At 57.6% G+C, this 17649-nt stretch carries 18 protein-coding genes and 1 tRNA gene; 6 read left to right on the top strand and 13 right to left on the bottom strand.

The annotated features are described in order from the left end of the window. Positions 1–468: 468 nt before the first annotated feature. The 3 genes from Q1B46_RS08155 to Q1B46_RS08145 form a co-directional block, all read right to left on the bottom strand. Positions 469–1353: a site-specific integrase gene (locus Q1B46_RS08155; protein ID WP_299946765.1), complete on the bottom strand. Its 885-nt coding sequence runs from the start codon at positions 1351–1353 to the stop codon at positions 469–471. Positions 1354–1606: 253 nt separating this feature from the next. Continuing rightward, positions 1607–1682, bottom strand: a tRNA-Val gene (locus tag Q1B46_RS08150). An 84-nt stretch (positions 1683–1766) separates the two neighbouring features. After that, positions 1767–3020, bottom strand: coding sequence for an aminotransferase class V-fold PLP-dependent enzyme (locus Q1B46_RS08145; protein ID WP_299946762.1), 1254 nt, complete (start codon positions 3018–3020; stop codon positions 1767–1769). 190 nt (positions 3021–3210) lie between these two features. On the opposite strand from Q1B46_RS08145, the gene modA reads away from it, so the two are divergent. From modA to modC, 3 genes are read left to right on the top strand one after another with little or no spacing between them, the layout of a single operon-like run. Then, positions 3211–3963, top strand: coding sequence for a molybdate ABC transporter substrate-binding protein (gene modA / locus Q1B46_RS08140; RefSeq protein ID WP_299946759.1), 753 nt, complete (start codon positions 3211–3213; stop codon positions 3961–3963). Between the two features lie 4 nt (positions 3964–3967). Continuing rightward, positions 3968–4660, top strand: a complete 693-nt coding sequence (modB, locus tag Q1B46_RS08135) for a molybdate ABC transporter permease subunit (RefSeq protein WP_299663057.1) — start codon at positions 3968–3970, stop codon at positions 4658–4660. Next, positions 4657–5748, top strand: a complete 1092-nt coding sequence (gene modC / locus Q1B46_RS08130; protein ID WP_299946756.1) for a molybdenum ABC transporter ATP-binding protein — start codon at positions 4657–4659, stop codon at positions 5746–5748. Before modB ends, modC begins: the two co-directional genes overlap by 4 nt. Before the next feature lie 3 nt (positions 5749–5751). Here the strand turns inward: modC and Q1B46_RS08125 are convergent, their stop codons facing one another. Together Q1B46_RS08125 and Q1B46_RS08120 are read right to left on the bottom strand one after the other, a co-directional pair. Beyond that, complete coding sequence (locus tag Q1B46_RS08125) at positions 5752–6663, bottom strand: Hint domain-containing protein (protein ID WP_299946753.1); 912 nt, start codon at positions 6661–6663, stop codon at positions 5752–5754. Between the two features lies 1 nt (position 6664). Then, positions 6665–7177, bottom strand: a complete 513-nt coding sequence (locus Q1B46_RS08120) for a toxin-activating lysine-acyltransferase (protein WP_299946750.1) — start codon at positions 7175–7177, stop codon at positions 6665–6667. 189 nt (positions 7178–7366) lie between these two features. Between Q1B46_RS08120 and Q1B46_RS08115 the strand changes: the two genes are divergently transcribed. After that, positions 7367–7774 (top strand): hypothetical protein, encoded by a 408-nt coding sequence (locus Q1B46_RS08115; protein ID WP_299663063.1) that lies wholly within the window; start codon positions 7367–7369, stop codon positions 7772–7774. A 3-nt stretch (positions 7775–7777) separates the two neighbouring features. Here the strand turns inward: Q1B46_RS08115 and hemF are convergent, their stop codons facing one another. From hemF to clpS, 4 genes are read right to left on the bottom strand one after another with little or no spacing between them, the layout of a single operon-like run. Continuing rightward, entirely contained in the window at positions 7778–8662 is an 885-nt protein-coding gene (gene hemF / locus Q1B46_RS08110) for an oxygen-dependent coproporphyrinogen oxidase (RefSeq protein WP_299946747.1), read from the bottom strand. A gap of 5 nt (positions 8663–8667) precedes the next feature. Beyond that, positions 8668–9468, bottom strand: a complete 801-nt coding sequence (locus Q1B46_RS08105) for an SDR family oxidoreductase (protein WP_299946744.1) — start codon at positions 9466–9468, stop codon at positions 8668–8670. Positions 9469–9505: 37 nt separating this feature from the next. Next, entirely contained in the window at positions 9506–10468 is a 963-nt protein-coding gene (locus Q1B46_RS08100) for a class I SAM-dependent methyltransferase (RefSeq protein WP_299946741.1), read from the bottom strand. Between the two features lie 25 nt (positions 10469–10493). Next, entirely contained in the window at positions 10494–10835 is a 342-nt protein-coding gene (clpS, locus tag Q1B46_RS08095; protein WP_299946738.1) for an ATP-dependent Clp protease adapter ClpS, read from the bottom strand. Between the two features lie 93 nt (positions 10836–10928). On the opposite strand from clpS, the gene Q1B46_RS08090 reads away from it, so the two are divergent. Together Q1B46_RS08090 and Q1B46_RS08085 are read left to right on the top strand one after the other, a co-directional pair. Beyond that, entirely contained in the window at positions 10929–11627 is a 699-nt protein-coding gene (locus Q1B46_RS08090; RefSeq protein ID WP_299946735.1) for an HAD family hydrolase, read from the top strand. Between the two features lie 281 nt (positions 11628–11908). Next, a complete protein-coding gene (locus Q1B46_RS08085; RefSeq protein WP_299946733.1) occupies positions 11909–13288 on the top strand; it encodes a D-alanyl-D-alanine carboxypeptidase family protein in 1380 nt (459 codons plus the stop codon). Positions 13289–13346: 58 nt separating this feature from the next. Here Q1B46_RS08085 and Q1B46_RS08080 read toward each other — a convergent pair whose 3' ends face one another. The 4 genes from Q1B46_RS08080 to Q1B46_RS08065 all read right to left on the bottom strand — a co-directional run bounded on the left by Q1B46_RS08080 (position 13347) and on the right by Q1B46_RS08065 (position 17240). Next, positions 13347–14594: a hypothetical protein gene (locus tag Q1B46_RS08080; protein WP_299946731.1), complete on the bottom strand. Its 1248-nt coding sequence runs from the start codon at positions 14592–14594 to the stop codon at positions 13347–13349. A gap of 130 nt (positions 14595–14724) precedes the next feature. After that, positions 14725–15486 carry a 5-oxoprolinase subunit PxpA gene (locus tag Q1B46_RS08075; protein ID WP_299946729.1) on the bottom strand — a complete coding sequence of 254 codons (762 nt, stop codon included), beginning with the start codon at positions 15484–15486 and terminating at the stop codon, positions 14725–14727. 12 nt (positions 15487–15498) lie between these two features. Continuing rightward, positions 15499–16494, bottom strand: a complete 996-nt coding sequence (locus Q1B46_RS08070; protein WP_299946727.1) for a biotin-dependent carboxyltransferase family protein — start codon at positions 16492–16494, stop codon at positions 15499–15501. Then, entirely contained in the window at positions 16491–17240 is a 750-nt protein-coding gene (locus Q1B46_RS08065) for an allophanate hydrolase subunit 1 (protein ID WP_299946724.1), read from the bottom strand. The genes Q1B46_RS08070 and Q1B46_RS08065 overlap by 4 nt, the downstream gene beginning before the upstream one ends. Between the last annotated feature and the right edge of the window lie 409 nt (positions 17241–17649).

The following is a 17649-nucleotide window of genomic DNA, read 5'->3' as shown; positions in this document are numbered from 1 at the left end:
TGCCCCGTTGGGGCGACTGGGAGGAAATCCCGGTGAACACGCAATGGATAAACTAGAGGGATCAAAAGCCCCCTTTTTAGTACCTTTGCTTACAGGTCAGCATGATTTAGTGTTTATTTACATATGCTTACTTACCACTTACTCCACTCGCATTGGAGTAAAGCAAGGCCAAGTCGTCTAAGCGACCCGATCAACAATGACCAAGCGAAACCTGTATGCTCAACTGAGGGAGGGGTTTTGCTCAAATGAGGGAGCGGTAGCGCTTGTTAGTTCACAAGACGGAGGGTTAGCGCCTGTGTGTTCACAAGAGGAAGGGTTAATGCCATTTCCAAATGCGTGCGGGACAGAAAGCCAGCCACGGGACAGCCAAAAGGCTAGGGGAGCAGCGTTGTCGATTGATAGGGAGTAGGGTGGTCAAAAACTGACGCACCGAGAGACTATGACCACCCTGCACAGCATCACGCCGATTTACGCATGTTCGACGTCTGCCAACTTTGCCACGATGTCATCGGTCTGCAGGTGGGTGTAACGCATCAGCATCCGCAAATCCCGATGTCCGCTGATCATTTGGACCTGCGCCAACGATAATCCGCTTTCCACAAAGCGGGACACCGCCTCGTGTCGAATGTCATGAAATGTAAGGTCTACCACGCCTGCCCGTTGCCTGAGGCGCTCAAAGGCTAATCGCACAGAATTACCAGACAGGGGCAAACACCGGTCGTTCCCGCGTGGCAGGTCCATCAAAACGGCAACGGCATTCGGGCTAAGTGGCACTGTACGGGCGCGACCGTTTTTGGTTTGGGGTAAGAACACTGTCCGACGCTCAAGGTCTACATGCTTCCATTGTATCGATAGCAATTCCCCTCGGCGCATCCCGGTTGCCAATGCAAGCGTCAGCAATGGCTTCATCAGCGGAGACCGAGCTTGGTTCACGGCTTCCAGCAAAGCCTGCCATTCTCCCTGCTGCAATCGTCTCTCTCGGCGGTTGTCGATCTTGGGCCGCCGGGCAGACTTGACTGGGTTACCCTGTGGCAGGTTCTGCCCCCAATCCTCACAGGCGACATCAAGGGCGTGCTGCAACCAACCCAGTTCCCTAACGACAGTCGCTGCCTTCATGGTTTTGATGCGCTGGTCACGATAGCGGACAAAGTCAGCGGATCGCAGCTTGCTGACCTTCATTTTGGCTAGCTTGGAGCCTTTCCGCAGGAACCCGTTAATTGCGTAACTTTCATTGTCCGCACATCGTTTCTCGCTCGTGACGTTATCTCGGTATTTGCGCAGCACCTCTCCAAGGGTCATCTCAGATGCGCTCACACCGAGAGTAGGCGTCAGCAATCCTCTGTCGGCGCTCAACTCCGTCTCTCGCGCCCACTTCGCCGCATCAGCACGCTTTAGAAAGGACTTAGATCGAGATTGCCCGTCTTTCCGAACCGTCGCTTGCCACTTTCCGCTAGGCCGTTTTACGATTGTTGCCATGGCCCATATCTCCTGTGTTGGAGACATCTTTTCCGTTTAAGTGCAGCGGATGCGCAGCGGACACACTTTCACACGCAGCACAGCAATAGGTGCTAGTCGCGTAAGGCCTTGATACAATGCGGGGAAAGGATGGTGGGTGATGAGAGACTCGAACTCCCGACATCTTCGGTGTAAACGAAGCGCTCTACCAACTGAGCTAATCACCCGTGAGGGCTGATGTAGCTAAGCACGTGCGCAGGTGCAAGAGGGTACGGCACAATTTCTTTTGCAAAATTGTGCCACGCCGCAGATCAGGGTTTCATGTCTTTGAGAACGGCCAAGAGCTGCGCGACCTCATGCTCGGTGTTGTAGTGGCACAGCGAGATGCGGATGCAGTCGTTCAGGCCTAGCGGTGTTAGCACATTGCCGCTGTAGTGGTCCGCCTTGCGGGTATGGGTGCGGATGCCTTGCTGGTTCAGCCGCGTCACCACGTCAGCCGAGGGGATGTCACGCACGGTGATCGAGACCAGCCCTTCGCGTGCTGGATTATCAGCTCCGGCAAGGATAGTGATGTGGTCCATATCGCGCAGGCCGGGCAGGTTGCCAGTGCCATTGATCATGGCGTTGGTCAGGTGGGTCTCGTAGGCGTGGATCGCGCGACCGGCGGCGCGAATGCGGTCACCTCGGTCGGCCTCGTTCGACACCTGAGCGCCCAGCCAGTCGAAATAGCCGATTACGTTGGACATGGTGGCGTAGGCACCGGTATCGCGAGTTCCGAATTCCCACCCGTTGGCTGGTGCATCAATCAGCTGATCGTGGGGCAGGGCCGTCAGTCGGTCCGAAATCCAGGCGATGCCATAACCGTGGCGCGAGAACACTTTGTAGGGGGAAATCGCATAGCCATCGACGCTGTAGCTGTCGATATCCATCTGACCATGGGCTGCGTGCTGGATACCGTCGACGATGATGAAACAATCAGGTGCGACCGCGCGGATGGCGCGTGCGATGGCAGCCACATCCATCCCCATACCCGTCACGGGCGAGGCATGCAGGATGGTCGCAACGGCCACATCCGGGGTCATCAGCGCGGCATAGGCTTCGGCGGTTACAAGGCCGGTCGCGTCGTCATGCGGTACATTGATATAGTCCAGACCGGCGATTCCCGCCCAACGGCGCGCTGCGCTGCGGCTGGCGGGGTGTTCGATGGAACTGCCGATTACCTTCCCGCCTTTCGGCGCGTTCACGCAGGTGGTGCGGATCATACGAAATAGCAGCTCGGTCCCGCTTTCGCCGACAAAGAACTGACCTGCGGAGGCGTTCATAAACACGGACAGATCGGCCTTGGCCCGATTGATGATATCGACCAGAGCATGGCTGGCGACGTTATCTCGGCCCTGATTGTCAGGGATTGCGGCAAACTTGGCCGAGGTTTCGACAACTGAACTCAAGGTTAGCGCACCGCCCGCATTTTCAAAGAAAACGCGTGGCCCCTGAAACGGGCAGGCGTCGACATGCGCAAAGCGAGCGCGGATTTCGTCGATCAGTTTGGGGGTCTGGTGCAGCATGTTCAGCAGTGTCCTGTCTTGGTTTGGCACACAACAGCCTGAATGAAAGCCGGGATCAATCCCTATTGCGAGACAAACGCGTGCCAAAGTAGGGCCGGATATACCCTTGCACAGGTAAAGGGCCTTGCCTGCCCCGTGTCGCCTCCGATATGCCCAAAGGGACTGCAACCCTTTGAACCGGAGGCACAAGATGCGCTGTCTGATTGCGGTGCTGGCGTTATGCGCGCTGATCGCAACCCCGGTTCGGGCCGAGGGTGTGCTGGTTTTTGCAGCCGCCAGCCTTAAGACCGCGCTTGATGCGATTGCACCCGGGTTTGAGCAAGAGACTGGGCATAAGGTTACGGTGTCCTACGCCGCCTCTTCGGTTTTGGCACGGCAGATACAGGTCGGGGCTCCTGCGGATTTGTTCATATCGGCCAATCAGGACTGGATGGATGTGCTGCAAAGCGAAGGTTTGATCGATACCGCTTCGCGTGTGGATTTGATGAGCAACGGTCTGGTTCTGATTGGTGCACCAGATGCGGAATCCGCTGAGATTGAGGTCGGGTTTGATCTGATCACCCGATTGGATGGGGGGTATCTGGCGATGGCGTTGGTCGATGCCGTCCCCGCAGGGATTTACGGCAAAGCAGCCTTGCAGGGTTTGGGTCTGTGGAACGATGTGCAGGGCCAGATCGCGCAAACCGATAATGTCCGCGCTGCGCTGGCGCTTGTGGCGACGGGCGCCGCGCCACTGGGGATCGTGTATCGTTCAGATGCCATTGCTGAGGATCGGGTGGGCGTTGTCGGAACGATCCCACCTGAGCTGTATCCAACAATTGTCTATCCTGCGGCCGTGACCACTGCTGCAGGGCCAGATGCGCGGGCGTTTTTAAAATATCTGCAAGGCGATGCCGCGAAGTCAGAGTTTCTGAGGCAGGGTTTCTCCCTGCCGGAAGGGTGATGCGATGGGCTGGTTGGGACCGGCAGAGATGGAGGCGTTGCGCCTGTCACTGCGCGTGTCGTTCTGGGCGACGCTGATCACGCTGCCATTTGGTATCTTCGTGGCCTATGCGCTGGCGCGCTGGCGCTTTCCGGGGCGGCAAGTGTTGAATGGCCTGGTGCATTTGCCATTGATCCTGCCCCCGGTGGTGACCGGCTATCTGTTGCTGTTGACCTTTGGCATCCAGGGACCGTTGGGCAAACCGTTGTCCGAGCTTGGTATCGTTTTTGCGTTCCGCTGGACTGGTGCCGCGCTAGCCGCCGGTATCATGGCCTTTCCCCTGATGGTGCGCGCGATCCGATTGTCGATCGAAGCGGTGGACCCAAAACTTGAACAGGCCGGTGCCACGCTGGGGGCCTCGCGTTTGATGGTTTTTGGAACGGTAACACTGCCGATGATCCTGCCCGGCGTCATTGCGGGCGCAATTCTGGCATTTGCGAAAGCGATGGGAGAGTTCGGGGCCACAATCACCTTTGTCTCAAACATCCCCGGCCAGACACAGACACTGCCTTCGGCTGTCTATGCATTCCTGCAAGTACCGGGCGGAGAGGCGGCGGCGACGCGGTTGGTCATCATCTCAATCGTCATCGCCATGGGGGCGCTTCTCTTGTCGGAATATGTGGGCCGTCGTGTGGCTAAACGAGTGGCCGGGTCATGAGTCTGTCCGTCCGTTTGCAACACACTCTGCCGGGGATCGCGCTGGATTTGGAATTTGAGGCGCCCTCGGGCGTCACGGTTCTGTTCGGGCGCTCGGGCTCGGGGAAGACCACAGTGGTGAACGCTGTGGCCGGGTTGTTGCGCCCCGAGGCAGGGCGCGTCGCGGTGGACGATTGGGTCTTGTTTGATACAGATCGCGGCGTTTGGTTGCCTCCGCATCGCCGACGACTGGGCTATATCTTTCAGGAAGGTCGTCTGTTTCCGCATCTGACTGTGCGTCAGAATCTGAACTATGGCCGCTGGTTCGCTCCGCGAGGGGCACGGCGTGAAAACCCGGACCGAGTGATCGAAATGCTGGGCATCGGTCACCTGCTGGATCGACGCCCCGCGATGCTGTCAGGTGGTGAGAAACAGCGCGTCGCCATTGGCCGCGCCTTGCTAGCCGGCCCGCGCCTGATCCTTGCGGATGAGCCCTTGGCCGCGCTGGACGATGCGCGCAAGGCGGAGATTTTGCCCTATTTCGAACGCCTGCGGGACGAAGTCTCGGTTCCGATCCTCTATGTGACCCATTCGGCGGCCGAGGTTGCGCGGCTTGCAACATCTGTCGTTGCGCTGCAGGACGGCCGGGTTGTGCGCCATGGTCCCGCGTCCGAAGTTCTGTCTGATCCATCGGTGGCCCCTGCAGGCGTGCGAGCCGTAGGTGCGGTTCTGCGGGTCCGCGTTTCGGCGCATCATGACGATGGTCTGACCGAGTTGGATGCAGGCGGGGCCCGGCTGTTCCTGCCACGCATTTCCCACCAGATTGGTGAAGAGCTGCGTATCCGGATCCCGGCGCAGGAGGTGATCTTGTCCAATAAGCCGCCCGAAGGGCTGTCGGCCCTGAACATCTTGTCCGGTCAGATCGAAGCCATCCGTGCCGGAGAGGGGCCGGGGGCTATTGTATCGGTCAAAACGCCTGCAGGTGTTGTTTTGGCACGCGTGACCCGCCGCTCGGTCGCGGCATTGGGATTGCGGCAAGGCAGTGTATGTCATGCGGTGATCAAGACCGTAGCACTTGCACCACAGGATGTTGGCGGGCGGATCGTCTAAGGCTTAGGCAAGCGCACGCGCCTCATGCTCGCGCAGGATCAGCCGCGCGGCATAACCAAACCCGATATGTTCACCCGTGGCGCGGTCGGGGAAAATCTCGGCAAGTTCGCGCAACGCATCGGAAGACAGCGCATAGAGGGTCTCCTCGCCCAGAAACAGGCTTTCGGCTTGGGCACCTTCGGCGGTGAGAATCTCGTGCCGACCAAGCAGAATGTGCAGGTACTCGATAGGCTCATCATCGGTTTCAATGTCGATACCCGGCCATGAGCACAGGTGCTTGGCTGCAATAAGCACCTCAGGAACACCAAAGAGCATCTCGACTTTGGGGCCGCGGATCAGGATGCGGTGCTGTTGCGAGACCAGCAGATCACGGGATGGAATGCCCGGTCCCAGACTGCCCGCAGTCAGGCGCACAGGGCGCATTGCGGGATTTGCGCGCAATCGCTCGGCGTCCAGCCGGCTGCTTTCGATCCAGCGGATGGGCTGCATTCCGTGATCTGCTGTCAGAACTTCATCGTTTACGCGCAGGTTCTCGATGGCCTGCGCGCCGTCTTTTGTCTCGATCAGGGTGCCAGCGGTAAAACATACACCTTCGATGGTGATCGTGACGTCGGTTGTCTCTGGGGCAGCGTTTATGTTGAAGCCAAAGACGTTGACGACGGCGTTGACCTCGACCGTGAATGTGTCGGTGACGATTTCGCCATTGTCCAGACTGTCGAAAAAGGTGGGATCGACCGTGTAGGTCCACTCACCCGTTGCAGGGTTTATACTGGCGGTGCCGTGATCGGGGGGCGTCTGGATCGACCAGTCCTGCGAGACGATGGTGGCCGCGCTGGTAATGTCCAGATCGCCGGTCGCCACATTTGGTGGATCACCTGTCACCGAACCTGTTGTATCGCCAACTATCGAGACCATGTCATGTGCCCCCCTGCCGGAGAACCTGCGCGAATTCGTTTTTCTTATAGAGGCGCATATGCACTTCGCCCGCGGCGTCGCGGGTCCATTCGACAATCCGGTTTCGGGTCAGATCGCTGTCCATCCTGTTGGTGCGCACCCGAGGATGGGGAATTTCGCGCTTTAGCGCTTCGACGATCTGATTGGTCTGGCCGAACGGGGCCACCATGTCGACGATCCAGAAAGAGGCCCCGCTGGTGAAATCAGTGTCATTCAGGGGTTCTTCGTTCACCGCAAAGCGATACTCGGCCTCAGAGCTGAGGCCTGCAAAGGTCACAAAGCCGCGCGGGAAACCACCTTGTCGAAAGATATGATATTGTCCCAACCGCAACGGTGTTTCAAAGGCATAAAGAACCTGACCCAGAGTGCGATCACGGTGTGTTTTGGTCAGTGCAGCCAGATAGAACAACGCGCCGAAATCGGCGTATTTTTCATTAGAAAGGTCAAACCAGTCTTTGGGAAATGAGTCCTGCACGGGCCACTCTGAAAACAGCGATTATCTAGATCATAGCGCGCATCATATTCAATGAAAGGATTTTCATGGTGGGTCGCTAAGACAGGTCAAATCGACGTTGTGCCCACAGCATTAATGCTGTCATGGTATATTATCGTTAAAAATCATGCTTTGATGACGTTGGTCGAATTTGTCGAATGAGGTATCGGAATGCGTTTTATCAAGCTCGCCTGCCTGATGGTTGCCCTAGTGACCCCCGCCGTTTCACAGGCGGTAGGCTATGGCGTGGGTGCGCGGCCTGCGTTTCGAACGACAGTCACGCCGTTAGCCGATGGCATCTATGAGGTAGCCGCGATCGGCACATCGGCCCCGGTTGCGTATTGGTGCGGTATTGGTGATTTTGCAATCCGAACGCTGCGGACTTCGGCAACCCAGCGCATCTATATCTCTAAACCGTACGAAAGAGGCGTCCGCACGGTCCAGTTCTCTCTGACACCACCCGCGGGGGCCGAGGACGTTACGACCTATTCCGTCACGGTTAAAACCGTAGGCGCCAATATGACGGCAGGGTCCGCGCAGGGATATTGCTATGACAATGTCATAGATTTTGGGTTCTGATTATCAGATCCATTTCGCCAAAGGCGGAAGGCTCATCAGCACGGCATCTGGGTCATGCCCGGTTTCCAGCCCGAACTTGGTGCCCCGGTCATAGACCAGATTGTATTCGGCATATAGCCCGCGGTGGACAAGCTGCGTGTTCTTGTCGGCATCATCAAAACTCTGTACCCGCCGCTTTTCCACCAGAGGTGCGAAGGCGGGTAGGAAAGCGCGGCCGATATCCTGCGTCAGCGCGAAATCGGCCTGCCAATCGCCAGTACAATAGTCGTCCATGAAGATGCCACCGACGCCGCGTGCACGCTTGCGGTGGGGGATATAGAAATACTCATCCGCCCATTCTTTGAGGCGCGGATAATGCCCTGCACCGTGCGGGTCCAGATGGGCCTTCTGTGTGGCGTGGAAATGGTTTGTATCTTCGTCATATTCGATGCAGGGGTTCAGATCTGATCCACCGCCGAACCACCAGGCATGCGGGGTCCAGAACATTCGCGTGTTCATATGAACCGCCGGCACATGCGGGTTCTGCATATGCGCCACTAGGCTGATACCCGAAGCCCAGAATCGCGGATCATCCTTCATCCCGGGAATGCCCTTGCGTGCTGCCATCGCGTTCTGCGCGCGCTCGCCCAAGGTGCCATACACGGTTGAGACATTGACGCCCACCTTTTCAAACACGCGGCCGCCGCGCATGACTGACATAAGGCCGCCACCTGCATCCGAGCCATCGTCAGATTGGCGTTGTGTCTCTTTCACCTCGAACTGGCCCAGAGCGGCATCGGCAAACGGACCAGTGTCATGGCTGTCTTCCAGCGTCTCAAAAGCAGTGACAATCTCATCCCGCAATTGGCGGAACCAGGCCGAGGCGGTGGTCTTTTCAGCATCAAACATAGAGATTAATGCGCCGGTGCCGCGACGGGATCCAGCAATGTGCGGCCACCGTCAATTGTAAGGATTTGCCCGGTCATGAAACCTGCAGCGTCCGAGGCGAGAAATTGCGCGGTTTCGGCCAATTCGGTCGGTGCGGCGATGCGGGCCAACGGGGTGTGTTTTTCGATGTCGTCGCGAAAGTCGCGGTTATCTTTCAGGGTGGATTGCAGTGACGCGCTCATAACCGATCCCAAAGCGATCGAGTTGACGCGGATGCGGTTCGGCGCAAGTGCCACGGCCAGTGAACGCGTCATCTGATCCAGCGCTGCGGTCGAGACTGAATAGGCCATCAGATCGGGATGTGTCCGGCGCGCAGCAATCGACGAGAGGTTGATGATTGAACCGGCGGGGTTTTCATCATCTCCGTCGGCCTGTTTGATGAACCTCTTTGCGCAAAGTTGGCTGAGCCGCAGTGCGGGCATCAGGTTCTGGTTCAGAAGCGTGCGCACCGAGTCGTCATCGCTGTCCAACGGGTCCGATTGGATCACCTGCCGCGCGCCGTTGATCAGGATATCGACCTGATCGAACGCATCCAACGTCGCCGAAAGAAGGTTGGCGATGGTCAGCTTTTCACGCAGGTCGCCCGCGAAATAACGGATGTTGCTGTCATCGGCCTGTTCGCCAAGCTCGTTGGCCAGGCTCTTTTCGTCCATATCGGCAAACATGACATTGGCACCTGCATCGGCAAAATGCCGTCCGATGGCCAGCCCGATGCCATTGGCACCCCCGGTGACGATTGCGGTTTTACCCGCGATGGAAAAGGACATGCGAATCCTCCTGAGTTCTGGCGCAGGTTAGCGGTCCTCAGCCCCGAGGGCGAGAGGCATGGAATACCTTGAAACGGTTGTCACCTGCGACTTCTTCAACCCGCGCGAAGACCTCGGACAGCGTGGCTTCGTAGGGCAGGTGACGGTTGGCGACCATCCACAGGCTGCCATTGCGAGTGAGGTTGCGGGCGGCACTTGCGATAAAGCCCTGACCTAAGGTTGGGTCAGCGCTGCGTGACGTGTGAAAGGGTGGGTTCATGACCACCATATCCAACGCCTCGGGCGCTTTCCAAGTGGTGGCGTCGGCCCAATGAAACTGTGCGCGCGGGTCGGGTACGTTCGCGCGCGCGCAGGTCAGGGCGGTATGATCAGCCTCGACCAGATGCAGGCTGTGCAGGGTGTCGTGGGTCAAGTTGGCCGACAGAAAACCCCAGCCTGCCCCCAGATCAGCGATGCGCGCGCCACGTTTTGTTGGCAGAGACTTCAGCAGCAAGGCCGAGGCCGGGTCGATGCCGTCGGCAGAAAACACGCCAGGGGCGGTTTGGAAACCGTCGACCATCTGGTTTTCAGGTGCGGCCCAGTCGGCAAACGTAACCGCATCAGACTGAAACCAGAAAATCTTGCCATGCGCCTTCGAGATTGGCCCTTCGACTGCAACGCGCTTGCGGATATCTTTCAGCAGACTGTCCACGCCATCGGTTTTGGCCCCGTCCACAACGATAACTCCGCTGGCACGGCTACAAGCCTGATGAATCAGTGCCCGGGCCAGCGCCTTGGCGCGCGGCAGAAAAACGATGACACCCTGACAGGGTGCGTCGCTTTCGGGCGTGGTCACAAAGCCCTGTGTGGCAAAGTGATCGTGGAACGGTTTGAACGGTTGCACCACCTGCGTCTCACGCGGCAGGTCCAACAGATCGTGATCAGAGGTCGGCGCCAGAACACTCAGCGGCTGCGTCAGGCTGAGCCCGCTGGTCAGGGCTAGTTCGAGGCGAGGGGACATTGGCAAACCCGGCTTTGGACGCGCGCTATTCTTCGCGTTCCATGGTGCATTGAAGCGGGTGCTGATGCCGCCGCGCGAAGTCCATCACCTGACCTACCTTGGTCTCGGCGATCTCATGGCTGAACACGCCAACCACTGCGACACCTTTCTTGTGTACGACCAACATGATCTCGAATGCCTGCGCATGGGTCATGCCGAAGAAACGCTCAAGCACATGCACCACGAACTCCATCGGGGTGTAGTCATCGTTCAGCAGCAGCACCTTGTATAACGGCGGGCGCTTGGTCTTTGGACGCGTCTGTACAAGGATCGACGTGTCGTCGTCCTCGTTGTCCTTTTCAGACATGATCCACTGGTGTTCACGCATTGCTGTAAGAGAATCCGATTCAAGCTTCGGTTTATGTCAGGGCTTATATAACGTCACGGTCGTCAGAGAAAAGAGCTACGAGTCGGATTCGCAATGCAAGACACACTGACCACAATCGGGTTCGATGCCGACGATACGCTTTGGCATAACGAGCGGTTTTTTCAGCTGACACAGGCATATTTCGCCGAATTGCTGGCCGATCATGCCGAGCGTGATCACCTTATGGACCGCTTGCTGCAGGCCGAAAAGCGGAACATTCGCCATTATGGCTACGGTATCAAAGGCTTTACGTTGTCGATGATTGAAACCGCGATCGAGGTAACTGATGATCGCGTGCCCGCCCGCATTATCCGACAGTTGATCGAGGCTGGGCAAGAGATGCTGGCCCATCCCATCGAATTGCTGCCCCATGCGCAAGAGGCGATCGAGGCGGTGGCTGCGACCCATCGGGTCTTGCTGATCACAAAGGGCGATCTGATTGATCAAGAGCGTAAGCTGGCCCAATCCGGTCTGGGAGAATTGTTTGATGGGGTCGAGATCGTTTCGGAAAAGTCCGTTTCGACCTATCATACGATCTTTGACCAATATGATGGCACGTCGGTGTCGATGATGGTCGGAAACTCGATGCGGTCGGATGTGGTGGCTCCGCTTCAGGCCGGATGTTGGGGTGTGTACGTGCCCCACGGACTTGTTTGGGAGATCGAGCGGGCCGAGACCCCGACGTCACATCCGCGGTTCCGCGAGCTGCGCGATTTGGGAGATTTGGCGCCGCTGGTGGCTGCAATTTCTTGACCTGTTGCGCATTCGCCGCAGTTTTGAAAAATTCGTGATGGCAGCACGCCCAAATTTAGGCGTAATCGCCGGTTTGGTGTGTCGGAGTGGCTTGGACACCAGATGTAGGTTCATTTGGCCTGGAATCGCGAATGACGATCAGACAGCTTTCAGTTTCTTTAAGCCCGTCCCTGTGTTAGCCTGATCGATATCAAAACAATAATTGCTGACCGGGAAAACCCGGCGGCGCGAGGCAGACAGAGGCAAAGACCGTGCAGATTCGGCGGACAGTTCCGGCCCGAATGGGCCTATTCCTTATAGCATTTCTGTGGCTGTTTTCTTTTATGCCATTGCAGAGTGTGGCGGCACCTTATGCGGCCATGGTGATTGACGCACGCACCGGAGAGGTGCTGCATTCCCGCAATGCCGACACCCGGTTGCATCCGGCATCACTGACCAAAATGATGACGCTCTACATCGCATTTGAGGCGGTGCGGAATGGCGAAATCAGCCTGGACACGCAGGTGCGTATCACCAAAAAAGCATCATCAGAGCCCCCTTCGAAGCTGGGATTGCGTACCGGTCAGCGAATCGCGTTCCGGTATCTGATCCGGGCGGCTGCGGTGAAATCGGCCAATGATGCGGCAACGGCTATCGGCATCGCGCTCAGCGGGTCCGAGGCGGCATTTGCCCGTCGCATGACCCGTACCGCCAAGGCGATGGGGATGAGCCGGACAACCTTCAAAAACGCCCATGGTCTAACCGAAGCGGGGCATTTGTCGACCGCGCGGGACATGACCACATTGGGTCGTCATCTACTTTATGATTATCCGCAGTATTACAACTTGTTCTCGCGCCAATCGACACATGCCGGGATCAAGACCGTTCCGAACACCAACCGCCGCCTGCTGGCTGCGTATAAAGGGGCAGACGGCATCAAGACCGGGTACACCCGTGCGGCTGGATTCAACCTGGTTGCTTCGGCCAAGCGCAAGGATGAACGCATCATCGCCACAGTCTTCGGGGGTAAATCCGGTGCGTCGCGAAATGCCCGCGTTGCTGAACTGCTGGATATGGGTTTCCGCCGAGCGCCTTCGCGCGCGCCGATCCGCAAACCGGCCCGCCCGGTTTATGCCGGGAATGCGGGCCTGGGTGCAGTTCAGGTTGCCCAGGGGGGCCCACCGAAAAAAAGCTTGCGCCCGGTTCTGCGCCCCGCAGCGGGATCAACGGTTCAGATTGCAGGCACAGTCGCCGAAACGGCCGAGAAGAATGGTTCCCGGATACAGGACGGTATTGCCGCGGCCATTGCTGCAGCGGATGTCGCACCTTCCGACAACGCCGCGCGTCCGGTTTCACGGCCTGAAGATGTGGTTCTGGCCTCGGCCGAACCCGTCAAACAGCCCGAGCCGGAACCCGAAATTGTCACCCGCCTGTCCACTTCTGGCGGGCATCTGTGGGGCGTCAACGTGGGTCGGTACACAACCCGGTATGAGGCCGAGAAGATTTTGCTGAAAACCGCCTTGTCAGAGATGACTACGTTGGAAGGCACATTGCGCAAGGTTAACCAAAACGCGCGCGGGTTTGATGCAACATTTCAGGGCATGACCCGCGAACAGGCCGATCTGGCGTGTCGCCGGTTGCAGGCACGAAATGTCACGTGTTTCATGATCGGGCCATCATAAGGCCCGACACAAACTCTCCTGAATGGTTCTGGGCTGCGATCACTTCGCAGCCCTTTTTTCAATCGAAGACGTGGCCGTGCTGATACTGCTCATCCTGACCGGCAGCGGCGGTTAGCGCCGCCACGTTATCCTTGGTGAAGAATCCTTCATACTTGTGGCAGCGCTCAATATACTCGGTGATCAGCAGAGTATTTTTCGAGTGTTTTGAGAAGATCTGTTTCAGGTTCGGATCGTCTTTGCACTCACCCACCACATGGGCGAGGAAGGGCACGCCTTTGTCCTTAAGTGTGTTGACCACGAAATCTACGTTCTTTTCACCCGCGCCATGATCCCCATCCTGAATCTCGATCGCCATATGGTGCAGGCGACGCCCGAAATTGCGAACGAAATCCTCGGTCGGCATCGGCAATTTGGCGAAAGAATTCACGAAGGACGGCGTGTTGTTGGCTGTAAACACTTTGGCCGGTGACTTCTTGTCGTCGTCCACATTGGCATTGCGGTTCACATTGGTCGACGAGTTCATGTCAAAGATGTTGTACGCCCCCCAGAAGTAATAGGGGACCATAGTCAGAAACTCGAGGATCGCATCCTCGCGTTCCCCCGCCAGAACACGTGTGGCAAGGTGGTCGATACCCAGCATCAGCGGAGAGATTTTGCTGTCTGATCCAAAAGCGGCCGCTTGTTCCAACCGCGCCTGCTCCGCATCGCTCAGCAGCACACGGTCACCCAGCCCCAGGCTGTCAGTGTCGTTGAAATCCAGCGTTGAATAGCCGACGCGATTGCAGGTGAAATCTGACGGCGTTGTAAAGCGGAAACCCTCCAGCGTGTAGAACGAGTTTTCAGTGTCGCCGGGATATTCAAAGCGAATATTCTGATCCTCAAGCGTTCCCGTCAGGGACTTCAGATCGGTGGCCCCGTAAATCTCACCCACATAGCGCGTCTGCGGTAGGTTGCGGGCCATAGGGTACATGCGGTTGATGCGGGGAATGAAATCTTCAAACGCCGGGCTGAGCGGCGCCATCAGAATGAGCGCCGGGTAATCGGCATGCGAATGCATAACCGAAAACTTGTGTGTTTGCCCCAGATAGCTGGCCGTGTGGCGATAGGGTGTCATCACGTACATCTCGACCATCGTGTCGAGCATCGCATCGGGTTCGACCTGAATGACAATCGCGCGCATCGTACTGATCTGGTCCGCAATACCTGAACTGATGCGGCGTTCGTATATCTTCGGCAGATATTCGGTGAAGAAGTCCGAGTTCTTCTTGTCGCCCCGCGGCTGGTAGGACATCAGATCGAAAGACATAGGTTCACCTCCATATGCGGCGCTGCGCAGGTTTGTGGTAATCAGATCATGCACTTGGTGCCCATGCTAGGCGCTAGGGCCTGCACGGGCAACAGGCTGAAGTTGGAGTTTAAACCTAAGGCAAAGGTGGCTAGCGCGTGAATTTCGTGACTTCGACACCGCCATCGATCAGGTTTTCACGCACAGATCGCGCGATTTGGACTGCTGTCGGGCCGTCACCATGCAGGCAGATCGTGTCGATCGAGGTTTCCAGCCGCTTGCCGGATTCGGTGATGATCGCGCCCTCGTTCACCATGTTAAGAATGCGCGGGCCCGCCAGATCGGGGTCATGAATTACCGCTCCGGGTAGAGACCGATCCACCAAAGTACCATCGTCATTATAGGTGCGGTCGGCAAAGATTTCGCCGACCCATTTGCAACCCAGCTCGCGCACCGCCTGTTCCTGTTTGGTAACAGCCAGCACCATGATGATGATATCCGGATCCACGTCCAACGCACCCTGGTAGCAAGCCCGCGCCATGTCGATATCGACCGAGCACATATTGGCCAGCGCCCCGTGCAGCTTGAGGTGTCGCACTTCTGTGCCGACCGCCTTAGCCATACCCATCGCTGACCCCAACTGATAGCGCGCCAGATTGCGTAAGGACTCCTGCGGCACTTTCATGTTCCGGCGACCGAACCCTTGCAGATCCGGGAAACCGGGATGCGCGCCGATGCCCACACCATTCTCAGCCGCCAGAGCCATCGTTTTGGCCATCACATCCGGGTCCCCGGCGTGGAATCCACAGGCGATATTGGCCGAGGTGATGATCTTCAGAAGGCTTTCATCGTCACCCATGTTCCAAGGGCCAAAGCTTTCGCCCATATCGGCATTCAGATCGACGCTCGGCATCGCGATAACTCCTTATTCGGTGGCTGAGATCATTCCGCTGATCAATTGGTAGGACAGAAGATCCGGGATGTCATGCGGATCGCGCACCAGTGGTTCCACGCGCGCCGGCAGGCGAACTAGGTCGGCCTCGAACGCGGCTTGCAGTGAGATGGCCTGTTCCAGCGATACAAACTCGAACCGAACTTCACCACCTGCCTGGGTTTGTGCCGCGCGGGGCAGGTCACAGGGCAGGACTGTTGCGATACGTGGATAACCTCCGGTGGTTTGGCATTCGGGCAGCAGGATAAAGGGCGCACCAGTGCCGGTCATCTGGATGTCGCCGGGGGTTATGACCTCGGAGAGGATGTTCAACTGACCCCTCGCCGCGAACCCGTCGCCATCGCTTTCCAACTGCATGCCCATCCGATTGGCCCGTGCGCCACGATGGAAAGTGGTTTGCGTAAACCGTGTCAATGTTTCGTCGTCAAACAGCGCGGTTTGAAAGCTGGCCACTACCCGCAGCAAACCACCCGAGAACCGGTCATCTGCGCGCAGCTTCAGGCCCGTTTTGCCCGTTCCGGTTGCTGGCAACTGATCACCTGCTTGAACGGCGCGCCCGATCCTTGCAGTCAGATGGGACGAGCGAGAGCCCAATGTCACCTCGGTTTCGATCCCGCCACCAAGATGCAGATACCCATAGCTGCCCTGCAGAACCGACCCGATCACCAGCCGTTGCCCTGCCTCCAACTGATGTGAGGCATTCCACATAATTGGGCTGCCATCGATACTGGCCTGCATCGGTGCGCCGGTCAGCGCGATGGTAAGTGTTGCAGTCGCTTCGAATTCGCCCCCCATTCCCGCCATTTCCAGAGCTGCAAGGGCAGGGTTGTTCCCCAGCAAGGCTGCGCCTTCGTACAAGGCGAGTAAATCCGCAGCACCCGAGCGCGACAGGCCTTGATCCAGATAACCGGTACGCCCCTGATCCTGAACAGTGCAGGCCGGACCGATGCGGTGGACGATCAGTCTCATGCCGGGATCTCCTCACAACTCGCGCCGCCTGTTCCATCGGTGCAGGTCGCCCGGATATCCTCGAGCGCATCGCGCGAGACCGAGACGAACTGCATCTCATCCCCGTGGTTGAGCGCAAAACTCTGCTCCATCTCGGGGCGAAAGCAACTAAACGCTGTCTGCCCAACATGCCGCCATCCGGTTGGTGTGGGCCCCGAGAACAACACGAATTGCGAGATCGCAAGAACCAGCGCCCCTTCGGGCACCATTGGTGTCAGTTCTTTTAGGCGTGGAATGTTGAACTCAGGTACCAACGGTCCAAGATACGGCTGCCCCGGTGCAAACCCGATGGTCAGGACACGCACGCGCGACTGGCTCAGCCGCTCGATCGCCTCCGCCGGGTCCAGCCCAGCCGCAAAAGCTGCGTCTTCCAACTGCGGTGCTAAGTCGGTGCCGTAAACCGTCGGCACTTTCCAGAAACGCCGCCCGGATGGCAGCGGTGCGCTGTACCAGTCACGACTGTCCAACAGCGCGCGTAACTGCTTTTTGATATCATAATGCGACAGCTGTGACGGGTCGAACCGAACATAAGCGGACGCCAGAGAGGCCGAAGTTTCAAACACACCGTCCATCTGTTGCGCTTCAACTGCTCCCCGGAACGCCAAGGCGGCACGGTTCGAAGGTTCAGACATGGTTTGCGCAAATGTCACCAGCAAGCCGTCAAATCCGACGGTGCGCATCAGAGGAAACTGAGTGTCGGTTGTCATGTTACGTTCGCAGGCTCAGAGTTTGTGCATTGAGGAGACCTGAGCCTATCCGCAGAGAATGCGCAAGACCCTCTGAAACTGACTGGCTCTTCCAGCTGGTTGTGAAGGCCATGAGCGCGATTCTAAGTCTGAAAATGAATCGGCTGACCTCCAACGACTCGGATTGGTCTTGTGGGTGGGTGAATAGTTCTCACTATATATAGGGGTGGAACCGATTGGCTTTGAAATCCAAGTGGGATACCCTTCGGGCTGAGTGGTTGAATTCGGCTGCTTTCCGCGGCACGCATTGGATTTAACTTATTGATATAATTACATTAACTATCGCTTCTCAGTTTTTCTCGTATTTCTTGAATTTTCTGCTTGCGCGTTTGTTGTGTTAGGCCTAGAACGCCCTTCACCGGCGCTGGTG

Source organism: uncultured Ruegeria sp. (assembly GCF_947500045.1).
Classification (GTDB): domain Bacteria; phylum Pseudomonadota; class Alphaproteobacteria; order Rhodobacterales; family Rhodobacteraceae; genus Ruegeria.
Note: the sequence above shows the minus strand (reverse complement) of the source record. Positions and strands in the feature narration are given on the sequence as shown.